We start from the raw sequence: 24,277 nt of genomic DNA on the forward strand, positions 1-24,277 counted from the left end.
TGAAGGATTGATACCGGGTATGCATTCAGTCTTAGTGGAGAACACCGTTGCGCGTCAGCCGTTCACTTACAATCAAACAGATGGCGATGGTCGCGAGCGTGTCCATGGCCTTTGTATTGGTTTTTTGCACTATTTTGCTGTTCCACTTTGTGCAACAGAGTCGTTTTACCACGGCCACGCAGTTAGAAAGTATCGCGCGATCCGTTCGCGAACCGCTGTCCGCGGCTATTCTGAAAGCCGATATTCCGGAAGCGGAAGCCATTTTAAGCCGTATCCAGCCTGCTGGCATCGTCAGCCGGGCGGATGTGGTATTGCCGAACCAGTTCCAGGCGCTGCGGATGCGGTTTATCCCCGAGCGACCGGTGCCGGTGACCGTCACCCGGCTGTTTGAGCTGCCGGTGCAGATTTCGCTGCCTATTTATTCGCTGGAGCGGCCGGCCAACCCGCAGCCGCTGGCCTACCTGGTGCTGCAGGCCGACTCTTATCGCATGTATAAGTTTGTGATGAGCGCCCTTGCAACATTAGTGACCGCTTACTTACTTTTGGTGCTGATGCTGACGGTGGCGCTCACCTGGTGCATCAACCGGCTGATGGTTCGCCCGTTGCGTCGTATCGCTCGTGAACTGAACGATCTTTCCCAGCAGGATCGTCTCGGCCATCAGCTGACCCTCCCGCGCCTGCACCATGACGACGAGATCGGTATGCTGGTGCGTAGCTATAACCGCAACCAGCAGAGCCTGGTGCGCCAGCATGATGAGCTGTCTATCCAGTCGACCCGCTTCCCGGTCTCCGAGCTGCCGAATAAAGCCTTTTTGCTGGCGATGCTGGAGCAGACCGTGGCCCGCCCGCAGGGCGCCGCGCTGATCGTCGTCGCCTGCGAAACCCTCCAGGATGCCGCCGGGGTGCTCAAGGAGAGTCAGCGCGAAATGCTGCTCCTGACGCTGGTGGAGAAGCTGCGGGCCGCCATTCCGCCGCAAATGGTGCTGGCTCAGGTGAGCGGGTATGACTTCGCGATCCTCGCCGATGGGCTCGCCGAACCTTGGCAGGCGGTAACGTTAAGTAAGCAAGTGCTCACTATTATTAATGAACGTTTACCGCTGCATGGTCTGCAGTTGCGGCCCTACGCCAGCGTCGGGATCGCCATGTTCCACGCCGGGCTCAGCGCCGAGCAGTTTTACCGGCGCGCGGTGTCGGCCGCCGTCACCGCACGACGTAAAGGCAAAAACCAGATCGAGTTCTTCGATCCCGAGCAGATGGAAAAGGCTCAGCGTCGCCTGATGGAAGAGCATGACATTATGACCGCCCTCGACAACCAGCAGTTCGCTATCTGGCTGCAGCCGCAGGTGGCCTGCGCCAGCGGCGAGATCTGCGGTGCCGAAGTGCTACTGCGCCAGCGGCAGGCGGATGGCAGCTGGTCGCTACCGCCGGCGCTGATTGAGCGTATTGAATCCTGCGGGCTGATTATCCCGGTCGGTTACTGGGTGATGGAAGAGGCCTGCCGCCAGCTGGCAGCCTGGCAAAGCCAGGGGATTATGCTGCCGCTGTCGGTCAATGTTTCGCTGCTTCAGCTGCTGGAGCATGATCGTGGCGAGGAGATGCTGAAGCTGATCGCTCGCTACCGCATCGCGCCTGGCACCCTCATCCTTGAGGTGACGGAGAGCTGCCGGATGGACGATCCGCAGGACGTGATGTCCCGGTTGCGCCCGCTGCGCGAGGCCGGGGTGCAGATTGCGCTGGATGATTTTGGCATGGGTTATGCCGGGTTGCACCAGCTGCAGCAGATGAAGGCCCTGCCGGTGGATATCCTGAAAATTGATAAGGTATTCATCGATATGCTGCCGGAGGATGTCAGCATGGTGCCGGCGATGATCCAGCTCGCGCGCGGCCTGTCGCTACGTATCGTGGCGGAAGGGGTGGAGAACGAGGCCCAGTACCGCTGGTTGCAAACCGCCGGCGTCGAGGTGCTCCAGGGCCACCTGTTCGGTTGCGCTTTACCGCAGGAGGCATTCAGCGTTCGCTATCTCTCCCCGGTCCGGGAGGATGCAAATTTGTAAATATTTTGTTGACTTGTGCGAGTCAGCTCAAAGATTTTAACAATTGCGTTGCACTTTCGGCGTTAGTTATTTCTGAAATGTTTCCAGGGTGTTATTTTTAAGCCACAGACGTCAAATATCCCTTCTTGCTCTGTGGTTATTCCCAAAGGACACCCTATGAAAACCTCTATCTTTAAAAGCCTCTATGTCCAGGTGCTGACGGCCATAGCGATCGGTATTCTGCTGGGCCATTTTTACCCGGAACTGGGCGCGCAAATGAAACCCTTCGGCGACGCCTTCGTTAAGCTGATTAAAATGGTGATTGCTCCGGTTATCTTCTGTACCGTCGTGACGGGGATCGCCGGGATGGAAAGCATGAAAGCCGTTGGTCGTACCGGGGCAGTGGCGTTGCTCTATTTCGAAGTGGTCAGCACCATCGCGCTGATTATCGGTCTGATTATCGTCAACGTGGTGCAGCCGGGCGCCGGGATGAACGTTGATCCGTCAACGCTCGATGCGAAAGCGGTGGCGGTGTACGCTGAGCAGGCGAAAGATCAAGGGGTAGTGGCCTTTTTACTGGATGTGATCCCGGGCAGCGTCATCGGCGCCTTCGCCAGCGGCAATATTCTGCAGGTGCTGCTGTTCGCCGTCCTGTTTGGTTTTGCCCTGCACCGTCTGGGCAGCAAGGGCCAGCTGATTTTCAACGTCATTGAAAGTTTCTCCCAGGTCATCTTCGGCATCATCAATATGATCATGCGCCTGGCGCCGATCGGCGCCTTCGGGGCCATGGCCTTTACCATCGGTAAATATGGCGTCGGCACCCTGGTGCAGCTGGGGCAGCTGATTATCTGCTTCTATATCACCTGTATCCTGTTCGTGGTGGTGGTGCTGGGGAGCATCGCCCGGGCCACCGGCTTCAGCATCTTCAAATTTATCCGCTATATCCGGGAAGAGCTGCTGATTGTGCTGGGAACCTCCTCATCAGAATCGGCGCTGCCGAGAATGCTCGACAAGATGGAGAAGCTGGGCTGCCGTAAATCGGTGGTGGGCCTGGTGATCCCGACCGGCTATTCGTTCAACCTCGATGGCACCTCTATCTATCTGACGATGGCCGCAGTCTTTATCGCCCAGGCGACCAACAGCCATATGGATATTTTCCATCAGATTACCCTGCTGGTAGTGCTGCTGTTGTCCTCGAAAGGGGCGGCAGGGGTGACCGGCAGCGGCTTCATCGTGCTGGCGGCGACCATCTCAGCCGTCGGACATTTACCGGTGGCTGGCCTGGCGCTGATCCTCGGTATCGACCGCTTTATGTCCGAAGCCCGCGCGCTGACTAATCTGGTGGGTAACGGTGTTGCCACGGTGGTAGTGGCCAAATGGGTGAAAGAACTGGATGCCAAACAGATGGATGACGTTCTGAATAACCGTGTTCCGGCGAACAAAACGCACGAATTATCCTCTTAAATCCTCCTCTTAGGCCCGTACTCCCTTGCTGGAGCACGGGCTCCTGCGCATAATTAGAGGTCATTCCCGCCCGGCGGGAATGACACGAAATGATTATTTTACGTTGTCATGCGACATTTTCGTCTCCGTGTGGTCTAACCGACGTATTTCACTCTCACTTTTTTCGGCAGCCCGTCAGTGGGGTGCTGTTGTAACCAGGAATGTTCATCAGGGGTTCACATGCAGGGCACAACAATTAAACTCTTAACGGGCGGTTTGCTGATGGTAGCGGCGGCCGGTTATGTGCAGGCAGAAGCGCTCCAGCCTGATCCGGCCTGGCAACAAGGGACCTTAGCGAATGGTTTGTCGTGGCAGGTATTGGCCACGCCGCAACGTCCCAGCGACCGTATCGAAGTCCGTCTGTCCGTCAATATTGGCTCGCTGAGCGAAAGCACTCAGCAGAGTGGTTTCAGCCGCTTTATTCCCCGCCTGGCGTTGACGCAAAGCGGCAGCCTGCCGACGATGCAGGCGCGCTCTTTATGGCAGCAGAGTATTGACCCGAAGCGTCCTCTGCCGCCGGCCATCGTCTCCTACGATTACACGATGTTTAATCTCAGCCTGCCCAATAACCGCAACGATCTGCTGAAAGAGGCGCTGAGCTGGCTGGCCGACGCCAGCGGTAAACTGACCATTACGCCTGAATCGATCAACCATGCGCTGCAGGGCAGCGACATGGTGGCGACCTGGCCGCTGGATACCAAAGAGGGCTGGTGGCGCTATCGCCTGAAAGGGTCAACCATGCTAGGCCATGACCCCGCCGCGCCGCTGAAACAGCCGATCGACGTGGCGCAGCTGAAAGACTTTTATCAAAAATGGTATACCCCCGACGCCATGACGCTGATCGTAGTGGGGAACGTCGACAGCCGCAGCGTTGCCGAGCAAATCAATAAGACCTTCGGCGATCTGAAGGGCAAGCGGGAAACCCCCGCGGCGGTGCCGACCTTATCGCCACTGCCTACCGTGCCGGTCAGCATCATGACCAATGCAGTGCGTCAGGACAAACTGTCCATCATGTGGGATGCGCCCTGGCAGCCGATCCGCGACTCCGCGGCGCTGCAGCGCTACTGGCGTGACGATCTCGCCCGCGAAGCGCTGTTCTGGCACGTGCAGCAGAGCCTGAGCAAAAATAACGTGAAGGATATTGGCCTGGGCTTTGACTGCCGGGTGCTCTATCAGCGCGCGCAGTGCGCCATTAACATCGAATCGCCGGGCGAGCGTCTGAATAACAACCTGAGCGTGGTTTCGCGCGAGCTGGCAAAAGTGCGGGATAACGGCCTGCCGCAGGAAGAGTTTGACGCGCTTATCGCTCAGAAAAGCCTTGAGCTGCAGAAGCTGTTTGCCACCTATGCGCGCACTGACACCGACATTCTGATGAGCCAGCGCATGCGCTCCCTGCAAAATCAGGTGGTGGATATCGCGCCGGAGCAGTACCAGAAGCTGCGTCAGGAGTTCCTTAACTCCCTGACGGTGGACATGCTGAACCAGTACCTGCGCCAGCAGCTCTCGCAGGACATGGCGCTGGTGCTGCAGCAGCCGAAAGGCGAACCGGAATACAATATGAAGGAGCTGCAGGCCACGTGGGAAAAACTGATGGCGCCAAATCCGGCGGCGACGACGACCGGCGGCAGCGCCGATACGGTTGACGCCCACAGCGAGGCCAGCGACATCCCGCCGGGGCAGTAACTGAACGACCTCTCCGGCACGCCAGCGGCGGCCGGAGAGCGCTTCCTGCGGAGAATTACTGCGGCATCGCTTCCCGCGGGATGATCGCCCCGCGATACTGGATCACCGTGCTGGCGGTCAGATGCCCGCGTCTGGCGGCGGATTCAGCATCACCGCCGGTCAGGCGCACGGCCAGGTAGCCAGCGCTGAAGGAATCTCCGGCGGCGGTGGTATCCACCACCTTCTCTTTGGCCAGCCTGACGGCCGGCACTTCCCGCAGCGGCTGCCCGCTAACAGACACCAGGCAGGCATCCGCGCCACGCTTCACCACCACCTCTTCCACGCCGGCGGCGTGGGTGCGGGCGATCACCTCAGCAACCGGTTTTTCTCCCCACAGCGCGTCTTCATCATCGAGGGTCAGAAACGCGATATCGGTGCAAGCGAGCATCTCCTGATAGACCTGCTGCGTCTCCGCCTGGCTGGCCCACAGGCGCGGGCGATAGTTGTTGTCGAAGATCACCTTGCCGCCGTTGGCGCGGCACTCACGCAGCAGCGTGAACAGCTTGTCGCGGCTGTCTGGGCTGAGAATGGCGAGACTGATGCCGCTCAGATAGAGATAGTCGAAAGTGGCCAACTCTTCGCAAATCGCCGCTGCGCGATCGCTCTCCAGCCAGAACTTTGCCGCCGCCTCGTTGCGCCAGTAGTAGAAGGTGCGCTCGCCGGTGTCATCGGTTTCAATGTAATACAGCCCCGGCAGGCGGTCGGCCATCCGCTGGATAAGAGCGGTGTTGACGTTTTCCTGCTGCCAGCTGTCGAGCATTTGCTGGCTGAACGCATCGGTTCCCAGGGCGGTGACGTAGTGGACGCTCAATGCGCTGGCATTGGTCTGCCGCGCGATATAGACCGAGGTGTTTAAGGTATCGCCGCCAAAGCCGCGGTTAACGGCCCCGTTCTTCTCTGACAGCTCAATCATGCATTCGCCAATAACGGCAATTTTTTTAGACATAGCCAGAACCTGCAATGGAATCGATTTAAGCGCTAGTGTGCGCTGCGCTGTTTTGCTGGTCAATCATATTAAAACATCGTTCCATTATTTTTTTGACCTGACGCGCGTAATGTGACGAAAAGCGCATTTCCAGGAGAAACGCTGCTTTTTGACTATATTCAGGACTGACGTGATGCAAAAGGAGCGCACTAGGGATGAGCAGAACCCGTAAAACGTTGGTGATCATCGCAGGAACGATACTGTTGCTGATCGTTCTTTTCTTTATCGTGCTGGCCACCTTTGACTGGAACCGGTTGAAGCCGACGATCAATCAGAAAGTCTCCGCCGAACTTAACCGCCCGTTCGCCATCCGCGGCGATCTCGGCGTAGTCTGGGAGCGGCAGCCGGAAGAACGCGGCTGGCGCAGCTGGATCCCGTGGCCGCACGTGCACGCGGAAGATATCGTGTTGGGCAACCCGCCGGCCATTCCCCAGGTGACTATGATCCACCTGCCGCGGGTGGAGGCGACGCTTGCCCCGCTGGCGCTGCTGAGCAAAACGGTGTACCTGCCATGGATCAAGCTGGAACAGCCCGACGTGCGGCTGATCCGCCTGGCGGAAGATAACAATAACTGGACCTTTCAGCTGGCTGGCGATCAGCGTACGTCGGGCGACAGCACCCCCTCCAGCTGGTCCTTTCGCCTCGATAATATTCTCTTTGACCGCGGGACTATCGCCATTGACGACAAGATCACCCGCAGCGATATCACCATCCTCGTCGATCCCCTCGGCAAACCGCTGCCGTTCAGCGAAGTGACCGGCACGAAGGATCGGCATAGCGCGGCAAAACCAGGCGACTACGTCTTTGGCCTGTCGCTGAAGGGCCGCTACAAGGACCAGCCGGTCACCGGCGACGGTAAAATCGGCGGCATGCTGGCCCTGCGTAGCGCAAGCACGCCTTTCCCATTGCAGGGCGACTTTCATTCCGGCAACACCCGGGTGGCGTTCAGCGGCACGGTCAGCGACCCGCTCAACGTCGGCGGCATTGACCTGCGGCTAAAATTCGCCGGCGACTCGCTGCGCGATCTCTACGACCTGACCGGCGTGCTGCTGCCGGAGACGCCATCGTTTTCTACCGACGGCCGCCTGCGCGCCGACTTTACGCAGAAAAAACGCATGCGCTTCGACTATCAGGATTTTAATGGTCGGATCGGCGATAGCGACATCCATGGCTCCCTGACATACACCACCGGCAAACCGCGGCCGAAACTCAGCGGCGATATGGAGTCGAAGCAGCTGCGGCTGGCGGACCTCGGGCCGTTAATCGGCGTCGACTCCGGCAAAGGGACGAAAAAAAGCGCTTCGCGTCAGGCGGGCGACCGGCCGCAGCCGGCGGGTAAAGTGTTGCCGGCGGACCGCTTTGAAACCGACAAATGGCAGGTGATGGATGCCGATGTGCGCTTTAAGGGCCGGAGAATTGAGCACGGCGGTACCCTGCCGATCAGCGATCTGTCGACCCATGTAATTCTGGAGGGTGGCGACCTGCGCCTGCAGCCGGTGCGCTTTGGCCTGGCCAACGGGTCGATTGCCGGCAGCGTACACTTGCAGGGTGATAAAAAGCCGCTGCAGGGTGAGGCCAATCTGCAGGCGCGACGCCTGAAGCTGAAGGCGCTGATGCCGAACGTCGAGATGATGCAGAAAACCCTCGGCGAGATGAATGGCGATGTCCAGCTGCGCGGCAGCGGCAACTCGGTGGCGGCCCTGCTCGGCAACAGCAACGGTAACCTGAAGCTGCTGATGAACGACGGCCTGATCAGTCGCAACCTGATGGAAATCCTCGGTCTTAACGTCGGTAACTACCTGATCGGCCAGATTTTTGGCGATGAGGAGGTGCGGGTGAACTGCGCGGCGGCCAATATCGACGTGACCAACGGCGTCGCCCGGCCGCAGATTTTTGCCTTCGATACGGAAAACGCGCTGATCAATGTGACCGGGACCGCCAGCTTCGCCTCCGAGCAGCTGGACCTGACCATCGATCCGGAAAGCAAAGGCTTCCGGGTGATCACCCTGCGTTCCCCGCTGTATGTCCGGGGTACCTTTAAATCGCCGCAGGCGGGAGTGAAGGCCGGGCCGCTGATTGTCCGCGGCGCGGTAGCGGCGGCGCTGGCCACCCTGGTGACCCCAGCTGCCGCGCTGCTGGCGCTGGTCTCCCCGGCGGAGGGCGATAGCAACCAGTGCCGGACCATTTTGTCGCAAATGAAAAAGTAGGGGAGAGCCCTGACGCCAGCGGCGTCAGGGCAAAGGATCACAACGACTGGTGGCGGGTCTCGTGGGTCAGCAGCAGGGCGATCAGCGTCAGCGCCGCCATCGCCGCCAGATAGGTGCCGACTGCCGCGAGGCCGTAGTTGCCCTGCAGCCAGGCGGCAATGTACGGGGCGACCGAAGCGCCGAGGATCGACGACACGTTATAGGAGAACGACGCCCCGGTGTAGCGCACTTCCGTGGGGAACAGCTCAGGGAGCAGCGCGCCCATCGGGCCAAAGGTCAGTCCCATCAGGCTTAAACCCAGCAACAGGAAGGCAAACACCAGCAGCGGATTGCCGGAACCCAGCAGCGGTTTAAACGCGAACAGGGCGAACAAAATAATCATCGTGGTGATGATAATCATGCTCTTGCGACGGCCAAAAGCGTCCGCCAGCAGGCCGGCGATCGGCACCATCACGCCAAAGCCAATCACCGCCATCATCAGCATCCACAGCACTTCGTTACGCGGCAGGCCCAGGCCATTCGGCGCGGCGCCGGTGCTGAAGGTCATCGAGTAGACGGTCATGATATAGAACAGGGTGTAGGTGGCCAGCATGATGAAGGTGCCCAGCACCGTCACGCGGACGTGTTTGGTTAACAGGGTACCCAGCGGGATTTTGACCTGTTTTTTCGCCGCCGCTACTTTGGCGAAGACCGGTGTTTCATGCAGCGAGACGCGAACGTACAGACCGATGATCACCAGTACCGCGGAGAAGATAAACGGCACGCGCCAGCCCCACTCCATAAACTGCTGGTCGGTCAACAGCCAGGAGAGCAGCAGGAAGGTGCCGTTGGCGAAGAAGAAGCCGATCGGCGCACCCAGCTGTGGGAAGGAGCCGTACAGCGCCCGCTTGCGCGCCGGGGCGTTTTCCGTTGCCAGCAGCGCTGCGCCGCCCCATTCTCCCCCGAGGCCAAGGCCCTGGCCGAAGCGCGCCAGCGCCAGCAGCATCGGCGCGACAATGCCAATGCTTTCATAGCCGGGCAGCAGGCCGATCACCACGGTGGAGATCCCCATGGTTAACAGCGAGGCGACCAGGGTGACCTTCCGGCCAACGCGATCGCCGAAGTGGCCAAACAGGGCGGAGCCGATCGGCCGGGCGACGAAGGCGATGGCGAAGGTGGCCAGCGACTGCAGGGTGGCCGCAGCGGCATCGCCCTGCGGGAAAAAGATATGCGGGAAGACGATGACCGCGGCGGTCGCATAAATATAGAAGTCGAAAAACTCAATGGCAGTACCAATGAGCGAGGCGACAACGACTTTATTGCGCGAGTTGACCGGGGCAGTTTCCTGCGTGTTTTCGAGTGTGGTGGCTGTGGCTTGCATAGATCTTTCTTATTTTTGCGCGAACGAAAAGCCATATAGCCACAGCCACAGGGACATTTCAATCTGTAACAAACGCTGATAATGGCCAAAAAATAGACAATAAGCGGATAATTTTTACGCCAGAAAAAATAGTTCTATGAAATGCTTCACACAATTAAAAGGATAGAGGATAAAACCAGTTTCGGGTTAAATAAAAGTTAAGAAGCGGATTTATCTTCTGAAATATTGTGCGAGGATGAATTTTGCCGCTCCAATTCATCCTCGCAATACGTTAACGGTGGGTTTTGCCCGGCATCCGCCGGTCGTCTTTATACTCCGCGGTGGCGATCCACGCGGCGCAGAACAGCGTCAGGCGGGCAAAGAAATAGAAAAAGGCCATCAGCCCCAGCACCGATCCAAATGCCGCCCCGGAGGGGGATTTCACCAGCGCCGGCAGCGTCCAGGTCATGACAATTTTGATGATTTCAAAACCAATCGCCGCGATAAGCGTGCCGCGAAACAGCGCTTTGCGGCGCGGACGATGGCGTGGCAGACGCCAGAAGATCCAGAAAAAGAGCAGGTAGTTGGCAAAAATCGAGATCGCGAGGCCGATTAGCCGCCAGGCGGGTTTCAGCCATTCAATGTTATCGAGATACAGTGCGGAAATAATCATCTGCTGGGCGGAGCCGGCGACGGAGGTGATCGACAGCGTAATAATCAGCGCCACCAGCAGACCGATCAGCGAGATAAAATCGCGGAAGTATTTTATCCAGATTTTCTCTTCGTCCTGCGGCCGGCGCTCCCAGACGTCGCGCGACTGGGCGCGGATCGCTTCACGCAGGTTACCCATCCAGTTAATCCCGGAATAGAGGGCGACCAGCAGACCGACCAGACCAACGGTGGTGCGCTGCTGCACCGCGGTATTGATGGTGTTTTTCAAGGTTGCCGCCAGCGTTGGGTCGCTGACGTTTTGCAGGATTTTGTCAAAAATGTCCTGCAACAGCGTCGGATGCCAGGCCAGCACGAAGCCGGCGGCGGCGAAGGAGACCATCAGGATCGGGATCATCGACAGGAACGAGAAATAGGTGATAGCCGCGCCAAACTGATTGCCCAACCGGTCATTGAAGCGCTCAGCGGCGCGCAGCAGATGGGCGACCACTGGATTGCGCTGCACTTTGGCCGCCGTTCCGGTGACGGTCTTCAGCGCGTGACTGGCTTTTTGCCCGACGGCTGTATCATTGAGGGCATCGAGCGTGCTTTTGCTTTTCTCCGGCTGCGGGTCCGGTTCCTGTGGCGGGCGTCGATCGTCGTTTTCCGGCGTCATACGTGTTTTCTTCCTTTTTTACAGCGAGATTCAGCAAAAAGTATACCTTAAATGGCGTATCCTGCAGGAATGCCTCTCCCGCCGCCCGTTTACCGCCCACGCGGATCAATCGACATACGCTTTCATCAGTCCACCCAGCCACTCCATAAACAGATGCACGCGACGGGAGAGATTGCGCCGGTGCGGGTAGATAAGCGAGACCGGCAGCGGTTCGGCGCGGTACTGGGGCAGGATCTCCGTCAGGTCGCCGGCGCGTAACGCCTCGCGCACGCCGGTGCGCGGCACCTGAATAATCCCCAGCCCGGCAATACAGGCCGCCTGATAGGTTTCCGTGCTATTAACCGTCAATATGCCGCCAGTTTTTACCCAGCGCACCGCACCGTCGATCGCGACCTCAAAGCCGGGGGGACGGACCCCGAGGGTGCTGGCGTAGTGGATCAGGGCATGATCCGCCAGATCCTCCAGGGTTTGCGGGTAGCCAAATCGCGCAAGGTAGTCCGGGCTGGCGCAGTTAATTTGCGTCAGCTTGCCCAGCGGGCGGGCAATCAGCCCTGAGTCTTTGAGCGCGCCGACGCGCACCACGCAGTCAAACCCCTCGCGGATCACGTCCACCAGCCGATCGCTGCTGCTCAGCTCCAGTTCGATGCCCGGATACTGCTGTAAAAAAGTCGGCAGGTGCGGGATCACCAGCTTTTTGGCAAAACCGACCGGCATATCCACCCGCAGCCGGCCGCTGATGCTCGCCGGATCGTGCTGGAACATACCGTCCAGCTCGTCGAGATTGCTCAGCAGATCCTTTGCCCGCTCGTAGTAGACCATCCCATCCTGGGTGAGCTGGACCCGGCGGGTGGTGCGGTGCAGGAGCCGTACGCCAAGATGGCTTTCCAGGGCCTGAATCTGTCGTGAGACGCTACCTTTAGGTAGCGCCAGGGTCTCGGCGGCGCGGGAGAAACTCTCCAGATCCGCTACGCGAATGAATAACTGCATTGCATGAATTTTATCCATGCCGATCGCCTATTGTTGTTGTTAATGAAACAGTAAAACGCAATGTAGCGTATTTATTGTTGAATGAGCAGTTAATAAGCTACAACACAATCACAACGCAACCTGAAAGGGGTCTTCTGATGACACAACGTATCGCTTTAGTGACCGGCGGCAGCCGCGGTTTGGGCAAAAACGCCGCGTTGAAGCTGGCGGCGAAGGGAACCGATATTCTCCTGACCTATCACAGCAACCGCCAGGCGGCCCTCGAGGTGGTGGCGGAAATAGAGAAAAAAGGGGTTAAAGCAGCAGCATTAGCGCTGAACGTCGGCGATACCTCAAGTTTTGATGCTTTCGCCAGCGAGGTAGCGCAGGTGCTGACGCAGCAGTGGGGGCGCACCACCTTTGATTATTTACTGAACAACGCCGGGATCGGTCTCAACGTACCCTTCGCCGAGACCAGCGAAGCGCAGTTTGACGAACTGATGAATATTCAGTTCAAAGGGCCGTTTTTCCTGACCCAGCGGCTGCTGCCCCTCCTGCAGGACGGGGGGCGTATCCTCAACGTCTCCAGCGGCCTGGCGCGCTTTGCTCTGCCTGGCTATGCGGCCTACGCCGCGATGAAGGGGGCGATGGAGGTCCTGACCCGTTATCAGGCGAAAGAGCTGGGCGGACGGGGAATATCGGTGAACATCATCGCGCCGGGGGCCATTGAGACCGACTTTGGCGGCGGGGTGGTGCGCGATAACGCTGAGGTGAATCGGCATATCGCCGCCCAGACCGCGCTGGGGCGCGTCGGGCTGCCGGATGATATCGGCGACGCCATCGCCGCCCTGCTCAGCGATGAGCTGGCGTGGATGAACGCGCAGCGCGTGGAAGTCTCGGGCGGGATGTTCCTCTGAGCCAGAGCGACGACAGGCGGTGCGCTACGGCGCATCGCCCTCCCCACGCAGACGACCGAACAGCCAGTCGTTGTGCCAGCGTCCGTTGAGCCAGTAGTTTTCCCGCAGCTCCCCCTCCAGCCGGAAGCCGGCTTTGAGCAATAACTGCTTAGACGCCTCGTTGCCGGCGGTGACGCTGGCGGTCAGGCGGCGGACGCCGCCGGTGGTAAAGGCGTAGTCGCACAGCGCGCGCAGCGATTCGTAGCCGTAGCCCCGACCCTGCGCCGCCGGGGCGAAGAGAAAGCCAACCTCGGCAATGTCGCGCTGATGATGCTGGTAACCGGTCAGGCCGAGCGGGGTATGGGTCAGCCTGTCGCGCACCACCAGACACAGCCAGTGCTCATCCCCCGGCGCCCACGGCGGCAGCCGCGAGTCGAACGCCTCGCGGATGGCCGCCTGCGGCCGGGGATCGGCGACGTAGAGCATGACCTGCGGATCCTGCTGCAGGGCGAGAAAAAACGACCAGTCGTCCAGCTGCAGCGGTGAGCAGCGCAGGCGCGGCGTCAGGAGTTCAGGCATAAGCGTCATTCCAGGCAGGGCGAATCCTCTGAACATAGCAGGAGAAAGCCGCCGGGAACAGCCCGACTAGGTTGGCTCACCGTACAGGCCAATCAGCCGGCGCACCACGCCGTTGGTCCAGCCAAAGCCATCCTGCAGGGGATACTCGCCGCCGCCGCCCTCATGAGGGACGCCGGTGGCAATATGGTATTTCTCAATCAGCTTGTGATGCTGCTTGTAAAAGTGGTTGACCGTCTGCAGCCAGCTCCAGGCAATCTCATCTCCCAGCGGATCCTGGCCGTAACGTTTAAATCCCTGGATCGCCATCCACTGCAGCGGCGCCCAGCCGTTGGGTTTATCCCACTGCTCACCGCTCTCGTATTCGGTGGCCATGATCCCCCCCGGGGTGAGCAGGCGGGCCCGCACCGCATCGGCAAGGCGTTCTGCCTGTTCGTGGGTCGCCAGACCGACGTAAAGGGTGACGATACTGGCGGCGGAAAACAGTGCCAGCTGTTCACGGCGCCAGTCATAATCGCGGAAACAGCCGTTCTCATCATCCCACAGATAGCGGTTGACCGCCGCCCGTCGATCCTGGGCCTTCTGGCGGAAGGCCGCCTCCGTCTCGCGATCGCCCTTCAGGCCGGAGAGGTTGGCGATGGTCGTCTCCAGCTTGAACAGGAAGGCGTTCAGGTCGATGGGGATAAACTGCGTCGTGCGGATGCTGGCCAGCCGCGTGATATCCCGCAGCCAGCGGCTGGAGTAGTCCCAGCCGGACGCGGCGCCTGCCCGCAGGTCGCGGTACACTTCATTGGCGGGCCGCCCGGAGTGTCGGGCGGTCTCCACGTCTTCGCGCCACGACTCATCCCGCGGCGTGTCACGGTCGTCCCAGTAGCGATTGAGCAGGGAGCCATCCGGCATGCGCACCACGTGGCGATACGCCTGGTGCGGGATTAACGACTCGGCGCCGTCCATCCAGAAGGCGTGCTCCATCTTCAGATGATCCAGATAGCGTTTCGCGCCGCGCACGCCATCCTCTTCAAAGAGTTCGACCATCAGGGCGAAGACCGGCGGCTGCGAGCGGCTGAGGTAGTAGGTGCGGTTGCCGTTCGGAATGTGGCCGTAGGTTTCAATCAGCCAGGCGAAGTTATCGGCCATGCATTTCAGAAGATCTTCCCGGCCGCTCTCTGCCAGCCCCAGCATGGTGAAATAAGAGTCCCAGTAATAGGTTTCGCTAAAGCGGCCGCCGGGCACGATGTAGGCTTGCGGCAGCGCCAGTAGCGATGACCACGGGATATGATCCTGGGGCTCGCGGGTCAGCACCGGCCACAGCTTATCGATGTGCTCTTTCAGCGTCAGGCTGGGGTCGGAGGTGTAGACGTCGCTCTGGCTCTCCGGCAGCCAGAAGTTGTCCTCAACGAACTGCCGCAGATCGAAGTCGGGCTGGCGTTTGACCTTACGGTAGTTCCGCAGGATGTCCAGCGGATCGTGTTTCGGCGCGCAGTCGGGGAAGGTTTTGCTGTCAGCGAAAATGCGTGATTTCTGCACGTTGGTAAACAGCTCAAGATAGCGATCCGCCGGGGTGAGGGCATCGGACGCCGGAAGCCCCTCGATCACCTCAGGCTCCGGTTCAGCGTCTATCATCTCATCCAGCTTTAATTCGTACGGATCGGCTTCGTAGCAGGGATCGATGTCGATCCTTAACTCGTCGTCTTCAACGTGGCGTAATTTCTGGCTGAACATAGCGATACGGACCTCCGGATAGCGTGAGTTCGGGGCCGGGAATACCCGGCCTTGTCTATTAAGCGTAGACAGTCGCTTCGGTGAGTGTGAAGCAAACTGTGCGTTAGATCACGCTTTCCCACCAAGAAGAAAAACGGTTATCTTAAAGTAACTAATTGATAAAAAAATAAAATCTATCTATTCGAGCGCAGATGAAATTCGGAGCATTCATTATGCAACAAAATTTTATCCCGGCGCGCTCACTCCCACGCCGCCTCCAGCATCTCCAGCAGTTGTTCGCCGCTCAGGCTGACCGGGTTGGCCTTCATCGACGAGGAGGTGCTGGCCGCCAGCGCCGCCGGTTCCAGCGCATCGCGCGCCACGCCGAGGTCGCGCAGGGTGCCAAGACCGGCGCGATGGCTCCATTCCCGCAGACTGTCCCAGACCTGTTCCACAGGCACGTCCAGCCCGTCGGCCAGCCAGCGGCGAACGTCGTTGAAGCGCTGGCGCAGGGCAGGGTCGCTTATCTGTGACTCATTGAGCGCCAAGCCAAACGGCAGCAGGCTGCCGCATAAGGCGCCGTGCGAGGCGCGGCTCATGCCGCCCAGCGGGCCGGCGAGGCCGTGGATCACCCCCAGCCCGGCGTTCGCCAGCGCCAGGCCGCCGCACAGGCTGACCCAGGCCATCTCGTCGCGGCTGGCCGGACACTCTTTTTCCATCAGGATTTTTAGCGCGCGGATGCCCCGCGGGATCGCCTGCTGGCAGAGAGCATCGGTGAAGGGAGTGGCCCGGCTGCAGAGCCAGGGCTCGATCACCTGGGTCAGGGCGTCGAGGCCGGAGCTCAGGGTGATGCTCCGCGGCGCGTTGTCGGTTAGCGCCGGGTCGACAATCGCCAGGTCAGGCAGCATTCGGTCGTCGCGCAGGCTCACTTTCCGCTGCTGTTCCGGAACGTTGATCACCGCATTTTTGGTGACTTCCGCGCCCGTGCCCGCGGTGGTGGGGATCGCCACGAACGGCAGCGGGCTGGCTTCCAGCTGACGGCCCGTTCCCACGACTTCCAGATAGTCGATCAGCGGGCCGGCGGCGGGGACCAGCGCCGCAATCGCCTTACCGGCGTCAATCACCGCACCGCCGCCGAGGCTGACCACTGCTCTGATCCCCTTCTCGCGCGCCAGCTGGACGCCCTGCTCAATATCGCTAAGCCAGGGTTCGCGACTTATCGCCAGCGTCGTGACCGCCAGCTGCAGCGCCTCCAGCCGCTGGCGGAGAAACGCCGCCCGCTGCGGGTTGGCGCCATGCACCAGCAGGATAGGGCCGCCCTGTTGCGCCAGCCAGGGGGCGGCGCTCTCGGCCTGACCACGGCCAAAGCGAATATTTGCAGGCATCAAAACGGTAAAAGGGGTCAACATGTCGGGTTCCTTTTCGGCAAACAGGCTGGAATCAACTATACACATTATCCAGCGCTCTGCCTTGTTGCTGGCTGGCAATAGAGTAGAGTGAATGAACTGTCTTTTATGGCTGAGGAATCGCTGACGATGCTAACAATTCTGGGCAAACGCTCTTCAATCAATGTACGGAAAGTGCTGTGGACCTGCGAGGAAGCCGGGCTGGCGTACCAGCAGGAAGATTACGGCAGCGGATTTAAGCCCCTGGATACGCCTGAGTTTCAGCGTCTGAATCCTAACAGCCTGGTGCCGGTACTGCTGGACGACGACTTCGTGCTCTGGGAGTCGAACAGTATCTGCCGCTATCTGGCGCGCAAAGCGGAGCGCTGGGATCTGCTGCCCGCCGAGCCGCAGCCCGCCGCCGAGGTGGAGCACTGGATGGACTGGCAGGCGACCGAGTTCAATACAGCCTGGCGCCATGCCTTTATGGGGCTGGTGCGTAAAGATCCGCGCTTTCAGGATCCGGCGGCGATTAAAGAGAGTATTACCACCTGGACCCACTGCGTGCGCATTGTCGAAGCGCAGCTGCAGCGTACCGGGGCGTGGATAGCCGGCGAGCGCTTCACCCTGGCCGATATCGTGCTGGGGCTGTCGGTACATCGCTGGAAGATGACCCCTTTTGCCCATCCGGAGATGCCGGCCGTGGAGCGCTGGTATATGGCGCTTAATCAGCGCCCGGCGTTTATGCGCCATGGCAATAACGGCGTGGCCTGAGCATAAAAAAAGAAGCCCCTGGGGGCTTCTTTTTATCATCCGGCGATCGCGTCTTAGCGCATGGTGACGAACTCTTCTGCCGCCGTCGGGTGAATGGCGACGGTGTTGTCGAAGTCTTTTTTGGTGGCGCCCATCTTCAGAGCCACCGCAAAGCCCTGCAGCATCTCATCCATCCCGAAGCCGATGCCGTGGATGCCGACAATCTTCTCTTCCGGGCCGACGCACACCAGCTTCATGCGGCACGGCTGGCGGTGAGAGGTGACGGCGGTGTACATCGCGGTAAAGGACGATTTGTAGACCTTCACGGCGTCGTCGCCGTACTGCTCGCGCGCCTGCGGCTCGGTTAAGCCGACGGTGCCGATAGGCGGGTGGCTGAAGACCACGGTCGGGATGTTGCTATAGTCCAGGTGCTCTTCCGGCTTGTTGTTAAACAGGCGTTCGGAGAGACGACGGCCTGCGGCCACGGCGACCGGGGTCAGCTCGACGGCGCCGGTATTATCGCCCACCGCGTAGATGCCCGGCACGTTGGTGTTCTGGAACTTATCAACGATGATGTAGCCTTTATCGTTGGTTTTTACGCCGGTAGCCGCCAGGTTGAAGTTATCGGTCGCCGGTTCGCGGCCAATCGCCCAGATCAGGCAATCAACGGTCTGGCTGCGGCCATCTTCCAGCTCCAGCGTCAGGCTGCCATCAGCATTCTTGACCACCGCTTTTGGTATCGCGTTAGTGTGCAGCTGCGGACCTTCGGCGTCCATCACTTCCACCAGGGTCTCCACGATCAGCGGATCGAAGCTGCGCAGCGGCGCGTGTTTACGCACGAACAGGTGCGTTTCGGCGCCGAGGCCGTTAATCACGCCGGCCAGTTCAACGGCAATATAGCCCGCGCCAACTACCGCCACGCGCTTCGGCAGCGCCGGCAGTTCGAAGAAACCGTCGGAATCAATACCGTATTCCACACCCGGAATGTTCGGGTGGCTCGGGCGGCCGCCGGTGGCGATCAGGATATGATCGGCGGTAATGGTTTCGCCGTTCACTTCCACGGTATGGGCATCGACAAAGCGCGCGAACCCTTTGATAACATCAACTTTATTCTTACCCAGTACGTTGTCGTAGGAGGTATGGATGCGGTCGATATAGGCGCTGCGGCTGGCGACCAGCTTATTCCAGTCGAAATGATTGATGGTGGTATCGAAACCATAATCCGGGCCATACAGGTGGATTGCTTCGCGGATCTGCGCCGCATGCCACATCACTTTTTTCGGCACGCAGCCGACGTTGACGCAGGTGCCGCCCAGCTCTTTGGCTTCAATCAGCGCGCACTTCTGGCCGTACATCGCTGCACGGTTAATTGAGGCGATACCGCCGCTGCCGCCGCCGATGGCGAGGTAATCATAATGTTTGCTCATGCCCATATGTCCTTAATCGTTGATTGCCGCGATTGTAGCGCGAGGCTTAAAAGGTTCCACCGATGGTTGCGATTACTCCGGTACGATCCAGCTGACGGTGGCGTGGCCGGTGCCGGCCGGAACCAGCTTGCTGTGCAGCCACGGCAGCACATTGTTCATCTGCTGCTCCAGCTTCCACGGCGGGTTGATGACGATCATCCCGGAGGCGGTCATACCGCGCTGGTCGCTGTCCGGACGCACCGCCAGCTCAATCTGCAGGATTTTGCGAATGCCGGTGGCTTCTAACTCTTTGATCATGCGCTTGATCTGCGCGCGCAGCACCACCGGGTACCACAGGGCGTAGGTGCCGGTGGCGAAGCGTTTGTAGCCTTCGTTAATCCCGGTCACCACCGCCTGATAGTCGGTTTTAATTTCATACGGCGGGTCGATCAGAATCAACCCGCGGCGCGATACCGGCGGCAGCTTGGCTTTCAGCTGCTGGTAGCCATCGGCTTTATCGACGCGCGCGCGGCTGTCTTTCTGGAATTCGGCGCGCAGCAGCGGGAAGTCGCTCGGGTGCAGCTCGGTCATCTGCAGGCTGTCCTGCTCGCGCAGCAGCTGACGGGCAATCAGCGGCGAGCCCGGGTAGTAGCGCAGCTGGCCATTACGGTTGAAGTGTTCGACCACCGAAATATACGGCTCCAGCTCTGCCGGCAGGTCGTCCTGCTGCCAGATGCGGGCGATGCCTTCGAGATACTCGCCGGTACGCTCGGCGTGCTCGCCGCTCAGCTGATAGCGGCCCGCGCCAGCGTGGGTGTCCAGGTAGAGAAACGGTTTTTCTTTCTCTTTCAGCGCTTCGATGATCAGGCTCTGAACGGTGTGTTTGAGGACGTCGGCGTGGTTGCCTGCGTGAAAGCTGTGGCGATAACTGAGCATGGATACAGAGATTCCGGGAAGTAAACAAGTTAACCGATAGTTTACCGCAGATCGGCCGAGATTACCGCTGCGCCGCCGCGCTGTTTCATTTCTACCAAAAGCGTTGCAAAACATAACGCTGTCATAAAAACGTCAAACGGCCGCGCTAGCGTCGGGTACAGGCAAGGTAATTATTTGAATAAAAGGAAAAATAATGAAAAGGCAACTCTCGCTGCTGGCCGTCGCGCTACTGCTGGCGCAACCGGTTCTGGCTAAAGACATCCCGCTGAACAGGGCGGCGGCCCTCGCCAATAGCGTGACGCCGGCTGCCTCCAGCCAGGCGTATGACGATCTTGAACAACAGGCGCTGGCCCAGCTACGCCACGCTTTGCAGGGGGATGCCGCCACGCTGACCCGCGATCGGTTAGCGCACACCAAACAAAACCAAACTCAGGCCGATACCGCCTGGCTGAAGGCCAGCGGCTATGACTTCCAGACCCGGGCCAACCAGCAGGCGGGCATTGCGCTGCTGTCGGCATTCAGCACCCTGCCGGAGACCGTCGTGAAGCAGAATCTGGCGACAGTGACTAGCATCAATCGCGATGCCGTGCAGACCACGCGCCGTCAGGCGCTGGCCGATGCGGAAGGGATTAGCTACCTCTACTTCCTCAGCGATGCGCTGGGGCCGCGGCTGGGCAAAGCGTTTCTGACCGCCTATGACCAGGGCGCGCTGGGGAAAGCGGCAGCATTGATCAAAGCCTCGGAGGTCAGCACCGGCGTGGCGAAAAAGCACTTCAACAATCCGCGGCCGTTTCTGGTTCAGGGCAACACCATTCACCTGGTGCCTGACGATGTGGTGGTGAAGGATAACCAGCCCTACACCGCTGACGGCGGCTCGTTCCCCAGCGGCCACACCAACACCGGCTATACCGATGCGCTGCTGCTGGCGGCGATGATCCCGGAGCGCTACGACGCGCTGGTAACCCGCGGCGCCCGCTATGGCTACTCGCGCATCGTGCTGGGCGTCCACTACCCGCTGGACGTGATTGGCTCGCGGATGGTAGCCGAGCGCAACGTGGCCCATTATCTTAACGATCCGCACTACCGGGTATTATTTAACGAAGCCCGCGATCAGCTGCGCGCCGCGCTGGCGAAAGCCTGCGGCACATCGCTTGCCGAGTGCGCGAAGAGCAGCGTGAAAGACGATCCCTGGCGCGATCCGGCGATGCGTGATTTTTCTCGCTTCACCATGACTTACGATCTACCGCAGCAGAAGGGGTCGCAGCCGCGTCTGCAGGTGCCGGAGGGGGCGGAAGTGCTGCTGGAAGATGCCCTGCCGCAGTTGTCAGCGGCCCAGCGTCGGGCATTGATGGTCAACACCGCGCTGCCGGCGGGTTACCCGCTATCCGGCGCCACCCCCGAACAGCAGTTCTGGCAGCGGCTGAATCTGTCGGCGGCCTGGGAGATGGCGCAAAAAAGGCATTAATGCGGTTTCCGGCACGCTGCACTACGTGTCGTGCTTTTCCGGCAACGGGCGGACTTATCGCAGCAATACCCAGGCTGACGCACCGCCCGTCATTGAAATTCCCCCAACTATCCCCCATTCTAGATCTCATGCATAAGCGCCGGACGCGCGCTTCATTCACCCTTTTCAACAGGACAGCGCATATGACCAATCCATTACTGACGCCTTTTTCCCTGCCGCCTTTTTCTGCGATCAAACCAGAGCACGTGGTCCCTGCGGTCACCAAAGCGCTGGAGGATTGCCGGGCCGCGGTGGAAAGCGCGGTGGCGCACGGCGCGCCGTATAGCTGGGAAAATCTTTGCCAGCCGCTGGCGGAAGTGGACGATGTGCTGGGACGCATCTTCTCGCCAGTCAGCCATCTGAATTCGGTAAAAAACAGCCCGGAACTGCGCGAAGCTTACGAACAGACCCTGCCGCTGCTCTCTGAGTACAGCACCTGGGTCGGCCAGCATGAAGGCCTGTATAAAGCCTATCGTGACCTGCGCGATGGCGATAACTACGCCACGCTGAACACCGCGCAGAAAAAAGCGGTTGATAACGCGCTGCGTGATTTTGAATTATCCGGGATTGGCCTGCCGCCGGAGGCACAGAAGCGCTACGGTGAAATCGCAGCGCGCCTCTCTGAGCTGGGTAACCAGTACAGCAACAATGTCCTCGACGCCACCATGGGCTGGAACAAGCTGGTGACCGATGTCGCCGATCTGGCCGGTATGCCGGAAAGCGCGCTGGCCGCCGCTCAGGCTCAGGCGCAGGCCAAAGAGCAGGAAGGGTATCTGCTGACCCTGGATATTCCGAGCTATCTGCCGGTGATGACCTACTGCGACAACCAGGCGCTGCGCGAAGAGATGTACCGCGCTTACTCCACCCGCGCGTCCGATCAGGGGCCGAACGCCGGGAAATGGGATAACAGCCCGGTGATGGCGGAGATCCTCGCGCTGCGCCATGAGCTGGCGCAGCTGCTGGGTTTTGACAGCTATGCCTTTAAATCCCTCGCCACCAAAATGGCGGAGGATCCACAGCAGGTGCTCGACTTCCTCACCGACCTTGCAAAACGCGCGCGTCCGCAGGGCGAAAAAGAGCTGGCTCAGCTGCGCGCCTTCGCTAAAACCGAGTTTGGCGTCGATGAACTGCAGCCGTGGGACATCGCTTACTACAGCGAAAAACAGAAACAGCATCTCTACAGCATCAGCGATGAGCAGCTGCGCCCCTATTTCCCGGAAAACAAAGCCGTTAACGGCCTGTTTGAAGTGGTTAAGCGTATTTATGGCATTACCGCCAAAGAGCGTACCGATGTCGATGTGTGGCATCCGGAAGTGCGCTTCTTCGAGCTGTATGATGAAAACAATGAGCTGCGCGGCAGCTTCTATCTCGACCTGTATGCCCGCGAGCATAAGCGCGGCGGGGCGTGGATGGACGACTGCGTCGGTCAGATGCGTAAACTGGATGGTTCCCTGCAGAAGCCGGTCGCCTACCTGACCTGTAACTTCAACCGCCCGGTCAACGGCAAGCCGGCGCTGTTCACCCATGACGAAGTGATCACCCTGTTCCACGAGTTCGGCCACGGTCTGCACCATATGCTGACCCGCATCGATACCGCCGGCGTTTCCGGCATCAGTGGGGTGCCGTGGGATGCGGTCGAGCTACCGAGCCAGTTTATGGAAAACTGGTGCTGGGAGCCGGAAGCGCTGGCCTTTATCTCCGGCCATTATGAAACCGGTGAACCGCTGCCGCAGGAGCTGCTGGAGAAAATGCTGGCGGCGAAAAACTACCAGGCGGCGATGTTTATTCTGCGCCAGCTGGAGTTCGGCCTGTTCGACTTCCGCCTGCACGCGGAGTACAAACCGGAGCAGGGGGCGAAAATCCTTGAGACGCTGGCCGAGATTAAAAAACAGGTCGCCGTGGTGCCGGGCCCGACCTGGGGCCGCTTCCCGCACGCGTTCAGCCACATCTTCGCCGGCGGCTATGCGGCAGGTTACTACAGCTACCTGTGGGCCGACGTGCTGGCGGCGGACGCCTTCTCGCGCTTCGAAGAAGAGGGGATTTTCAACCGCGAAACCGGTCAGTCGTTCCTCGACAATATCCTGAGCCGCGGCGGTTCCGAAGAGCCGATGGAGCTGTTCAAACGCTTCCGCGGGCGCGAGCCGCAGCTGGACGCGATGCTGGAGCACTACGGGATCAAAGGCTGATTGCTACGTGAAGATCTGCTTACTTGATGAAACAGGCGCCGGTGACGGCGCCTTATCTGTTTTAGCCGCCCGCTGGGGGCTGGAGCAGGATGACGATAACCTGATGGCGCTGGTGCTGACGGCGGAGCATCTGGAGCTGCGCAAGCGCGATGAGCCCAAGCTTGGCGGCATCTTTGTCGATTTCGTCGGCGGGGCGATGGCCCACCGGCGCAAGTTTGGCGGCGGTCGTGGTGAAGCGGTGGCAAAAGCGGTGGGCATCAAAGGCGATTACCTGCCCGATGTGGTTGACGCCACCGCCGGGCTGGGACGCGATGCCTTTGTGCTGGCGTCGGTCGGCTGTCGCGTGCGGATGCTGGAGCGCAATCCGGTGGTCGCCGCGCTGCTCGATGATGGCCTGGCGCGCGGCTATGCTGACGCGGAAATCGGCGGCTGGCTGCAGGAACGGCTGCAGCTGATCCATGCCTCCAGCCTGACGGCGCTGACCGATATCACCCCGCGCCCGCAGGTGGTGTATCTCGATCCGATGTTCCCGCATAAGCAGAAAAGCGCGCTGGTGAAGAAAGAGATGCGCGTCTTTCAGTCGCTGGTGGGGCCGGATTTAGACGCCGATGGCCTGCTGGCCCCGGCGCGCCAGCTGGCAACTAAGCGGGTGGTGGTGAAGCGCCCGGATTATGCGCCGCCGCTGGGGGAAGTCGCCACGCCGAATGCGGTGGTGACCAAAGGACATCGGTTTGATATTTACGCCGGTACGCCGGAGTAATATTAGGCCGTGATGGTATCTCCCGGATAGCGGCGCAACGCGCCTTATCCGGGCTACCGAATTGTCGCCCGGCTCAGTGCAGCGTAAGCCGGGAA

Annotated in this window: 18 protein-coding genes; 9 read left to right on the forward strand and 9 right to left on the reverse strand. The window is 60.0% G+C overall.

Features of this window, described 5'->3' with window-relative positions:
* The first annotated feature begins 47 nt into the window (after positions 1–47).
* From hmsP to LGL98_RS01205, 3 genes are all read left to right on the forward strand, one after another.
* Positions 48–2,054 carry a biofilm formation regulator HmsP gene (hmsP, locus tag LGL98_RS01195; protein ID WP_136033818.1) on the forward strand — a complete coding sequence of 669 codons (2,007 nt, stop codon included), beginning with the start codon at positions 48–50 and terminating at the stop codon, positions 2,052–2,054.
* A 156-nt stretch (positions 2,055–2,210) separates the two neighbouring features.
* On the forward strand, positions 2,211–3,497 hold the full coding sequence (locus LGL98_RS01200; protein WP_002921438.1) for a dicarboxylate/amino acid:cation symporter: 1,287 nt from the start codon (positions 2,211–2,213) through the stop codon (positions 3,495–3,497).
* Positions 3,498–3,716: 219 nt separating this feature from the next.
* Positions 3,717–5,219 carry a M16 family metallopeptidase gene (locus LGL98_RS01205; protein WP_136033816.1) on the forward strand — a complete coding sequence of 501 codons (1,503 nt, stop codon included), beginning with the start codon at positions 3,717–3,719 and terminating at the stop codon, positions 5,217–5,219.
* 55 nt (positions 5,220–5,274) lie between these two features.
* On the opposite strand, the gene kdgK is transcribed toward LGL98_RS01205, so the two are convergent.
* On the reverse strand, positions 5,275–6,204 hold the full coding sequence (gene kdgK / locus LGL98_RS01210) for a 2-dehydro-3-deoxygluconokinase (protein WP_136033813.1): 930 nt from the start codon (positions 6,202–6,204) through the stop codon (positions 5,275–5,277).
* 194 nt (positions 6,205–6,398) lie between these two features.
* Here kdgK and LGL98_RS01215 point away from each other — a divergent pair, with 194 nt between their 5' ends.
* A complete protein-coding gene (locus LGL98_RS01215) occupies positions 6,399–8,450 on the forward strand; it encodes an AsmA family protein (protein ID WP_136033812.1) in 2,052 nt (683 codons plus the stop codon).
* A 37-nt stretch (positions 8,451–8,487) separates the two neighbouring features.
* Here LGL98_RS01215 and LGL98_RS01220 read toward each other — a convergent pair whose 3' ends face one another.
* From LGL98_RS01220 to LGL98_RS01230, 3 genes are all read right to left on the reverse strand, one after another.
* Positions 8,488–9,810 carry an MFS transporter gene (locus LGL98_RS01220; protein WP_017900001.1) on the reverse strand — a complete coding sequence of 441 codons (1,323 nt, stop codon included), beginning with the start codon at positions 9,808–9,810 and terminating at the stop codon, positions 8,488–8,490.
* A 271-nt stretch (positions 9,811–10,081) separates the two neighbouring features.
* On the reverse strand, positions 10,082–11,113 hold the full coding sequence (yhjD, locus tag LGL98_RS01225) for an inner membrane protein YhjD (RefSeq protein ID WP_025710716.1): 1,032 nt from the start codon (positions 11,111–11,113) through the stop codon (positions 10,082–10,084).
* Positions 11,114–11,218: 105 nt separating this feature from the next.
* Complete coding sequence (locus tag LGL98_RS01230; protein WP_025710717.1) at positions 11,219–12,118, reverse strand: LysR family transcriptional regulator; 900 nt, start codon at positions 12,116–12,118, stop codon at positions 11,219–11,221.
* 119 nt (positions 12,119–12,237) lie between these two features.
* On the opposite strand from LGL98_RS01230, the gene LGL98_RS01235 reads away from it, so the two are divergent.
* Positions 12,238–12,996, forward strand: a complete 759-nt coding sequence (locus LGL98_RS01235) for an SDR family NAD(P)-dependent oxidoreductase (protein ID WP_136033811.1) — start codon at positions 12,238–12,240, stop codon at positions 12,994–12,996.
* A gap of 24 nt (positions 12,997–13,020) precedes the next feature.
* Here LGL98_RS01235 and LGL98_RS01240 read toward each other — a convergent pair whose 3' ends face one another.
* From LGL98_RS01240 to LGL98_RS01250, 3 genes are all read right to left on the reverse strand, one after another.
* Complete coding sequence (locus tag LGL98_RS01240) at positions 13,021–13,554, reverse strand: GNAT family N-acetyltransferase (RefSeq protein WP_136033810.1); 534 nt, start codon at positions 13,552–13,554, stop codon at positions 13,021–13,023.
* Between the two features lie 66 nt (positions 13,555–13,620).
* A complete protein-coding gene (locus LGL98_RS01245; RefSeq protein ID WP_136033809.1) occupies positions 13,621–15,273 on the reverse strand; it encodes an alpha,alpha-trehalase in 1,653 nt (550 codons plus the stop codon).
* 239 nt (positions 15,274–15,512) lie between these two features.
* A complete protein-coding gene (locus LGL98_RS01250; RefSeq protein WP_136033808.1) occupies positions 15,513–16,661 on the reverse strand; it encodes an iron-containing alcohol dehydrogenase in 1,149 nt (382 codons plus the stop codon).
* Between the two features lie 126 nt (positions 16,662–16,787).
* Here LGL98_RS01250 and LGL98_RS01255 point away from each other — a divergent pair, with 126 nt between their 5' ends.
* Positions 16,788–17,411 carry a glutathione S-transferase family protein gene (locus LGL98_RS01255; protein WP_136033807.1) on the forward strand — a complete coding sequence of 208 codons (624 nt, stop codon included), beginning with the start codon at positions 16,788–16,790 and terminating at the stop codon, positions 17,409–17,411.
* 53 nt (positions 17,412–17,464) lie between these two features.
* Here the strand turns inward: LGL98_RS01255 and gorA are convergent, their stop codons facing one another.
* Positions 17,465–18,817: a glutathione-disulfide reductase gene (gorA, locus tag LGL98_RS01260; protein ID WP_136033806.1), complete on the reverse strand. Its 1,353-nt coding sequence runs from the start codon at positions 18,815–18,817 to the stop codon at positions 17,465–17,467.
* A gap of 72 nt (positions 18,818–18,889) precedes the next feature.
* On the reverse strand, positions 18,890–19,732 hold the full coding sequence (locus LGL98_RS01265; protein ID WP_136033805.1) for a 23S rRNA (adenine(2030)-N(6))-methyltransferase RlmJ: 843 nt from the start codon (positions 19,730–19,732) through the stop codon (positions 18,890–18,892).
* Between the two features lie 193 nt (positions 19,733–19,925).
* Here LGL98_RS01265 and LGL98_RS01270 point away from each other — a divergent pair, with 193 nt between their 5' ends.
* From LGL98_RS01270 to rsmJ, 3 genes are all read left to right on the forward strand, one after another.
* The gene (locus tag LGL98_RS01270) at positions 19,926–21,197 is read left to right on the forward strand and encodes an acid phosphatase (protein WP_136033804.1); all 1,272 of its coding nucleotides are present in this window, start codon (positions 19,926–19,928) and stop codon (positions 21,195–21,197) included.
* Positions 21,198–21,379: 182 nt separating this feature from the next.
* Positions 21,380–23,422 (forward strand): oligopeptidase A, encoded by a 2,043-nt coding sequence (gene prlC / locus LGL98_RS01275; RefSeq protein ID WP_136033803.1) that lies wholly within the window; start codon positions 21,380–21,382, stop codon positions 23,420–23,422.
* A gap of 7 nt (positions 23,423–23,429) precedes the next feature.
* Positions 23,430–24,182 (forward strand): 16S rRNA (guanine(1516)-N(2))-methyltransferase RsmJ, encoded by a 753-nt coding sequence (gene rsmJ, locus LGL98_RS01280; protein WP_136033802.1) that lies wholly within the window; start codon positions 23,430–23,432, stop codon positions 24,180–24,182.
* Positions 24,183–24,277 lie beyond the last annotated feature (95 nt).

The sequence above is a fragment of the Klebsiella africana genome (assembly GCF_020526085.1).
Lineage (GTDB): Bacteria > Pseudomonadota > Gammaproteobacteria > Enterobacterales > Enterobacteriaceae > Klebsiella > Klebsiella africana.

Excerpts from the sequence above, each read along its gene's own strand:
- LGL98_RS01200 (WP_002921438.1), top strand. The coding sequence starts at position 2,211 with ATGAAAACCTCTATCTTTAAAAGCCTCTATGTCCAGGTGCTGACGGCC.
- LGL98_RS01205 (WP_136033816.1), top strand. The coding sequence starts at position 3,717 with ATGCAGGGCACAACAATTAAACTCTTAACGGGCGGTTTGCTGATGGTA.
- kdgK (WP_136033813.1), bottom strand. The coding sequence starts at position 6,204 with ATGTCTAAAAAAATTGCCGTTATTGGCGAATGCATGATTGAGCTGTCA.
- LGL98_RS01215 (WP_136033812.1), top strand. The coding sequence starts at position 6,399 with ATGAGCAGAACCCGTAAAACGTTGGTGATCATCGCAGGAACGATACTG.
- LGL98_RS01220 (WP_017900001.1), bottom strand. The coding sequence starts at position 9,810 with ATGCAAGCCACAGCCACCACACTCGAAAACACGCAGGAAACTGCCCCG.
- yhjD (WP_025710716.1), bottom strand. The coding sequence starts at position 11,113 with ATGACGCCGGAAAACGACGATCGACGCCCGCCACAGGAACCGGACCCG.
- LGL98_RS01230 (WP_025710717.1), bottom strand. The coding sequence starts at position 12,118 with ATGGATAAAATTCATGCAATGCAGTTATTCATTCGCGTAGCGGATCTG.
- LGL98_RS01235 (WP_136033811.1), top strand. The coding sequence starts at position 12,238 with ATGACACAACGTATCGCTTTAGTGACCGGCGGCAGCCGCGGTTTGGGC.
- LGL98_RS01240 (WP_136033810.1), bottom strand. The coding sequence starts at position 13,554 with ATGCCTGAACTCCTGACGCCGCGCCTGCGCTGCTCACCGCTGCAGCTG.
- LGL98_RS01245 (WP_136033809.1), bottom strand. The coding sequence starts at position 15,273 with ATGTTCAGCCAGAAATTACGCCACGTTGAAGACGACGAGTTAAGGATC.
- LGL98_RS01250 (WP_136033808.1), bottom strand. The coding sequence starts at position 16,661 with ATGTTGACCCCTTTTACCGTTTTGATGCCTGCAAATATTCGCTTTGGC.
- LGL98_RS01255 (WP_136033807.1), top strand. The coding sequence starts at position 16,788 with ATGCTAACAATTCTGGGCAAACGCTCTTCAATCAATGTACGGAAAGTG.
- gorA (WP_136033806.1), bottom strand. The coding sequence starts at position 18,817 with ATGAGCAAACATTATGATTACCTCGCCATCGGCGGCGGCAGCGGCGGT.
- LGL98_RS01265 (WP_136033805.1), bottom strand. The coding sequence starts at position 19,732 with ATGCTCAGTTATCGCCACAGCTTTCACGCAGGCAACCACGCCGACGTC.
- LGL98_RS01270 (WP_136033804.1), top strand. The coding sequence starts at position 19,926 with ATGAAAAGGCAACTCTCGCTGCTGGCCGTCGCGCTACTGCTGGCGCAA.
- prlC (WP_136033803.1), top strand. The coding sequence starts at position 21,380 with ATGACCAATCCATTACTGACGCCTTTTTCCCTGCCGCCTTTTTCTGCG.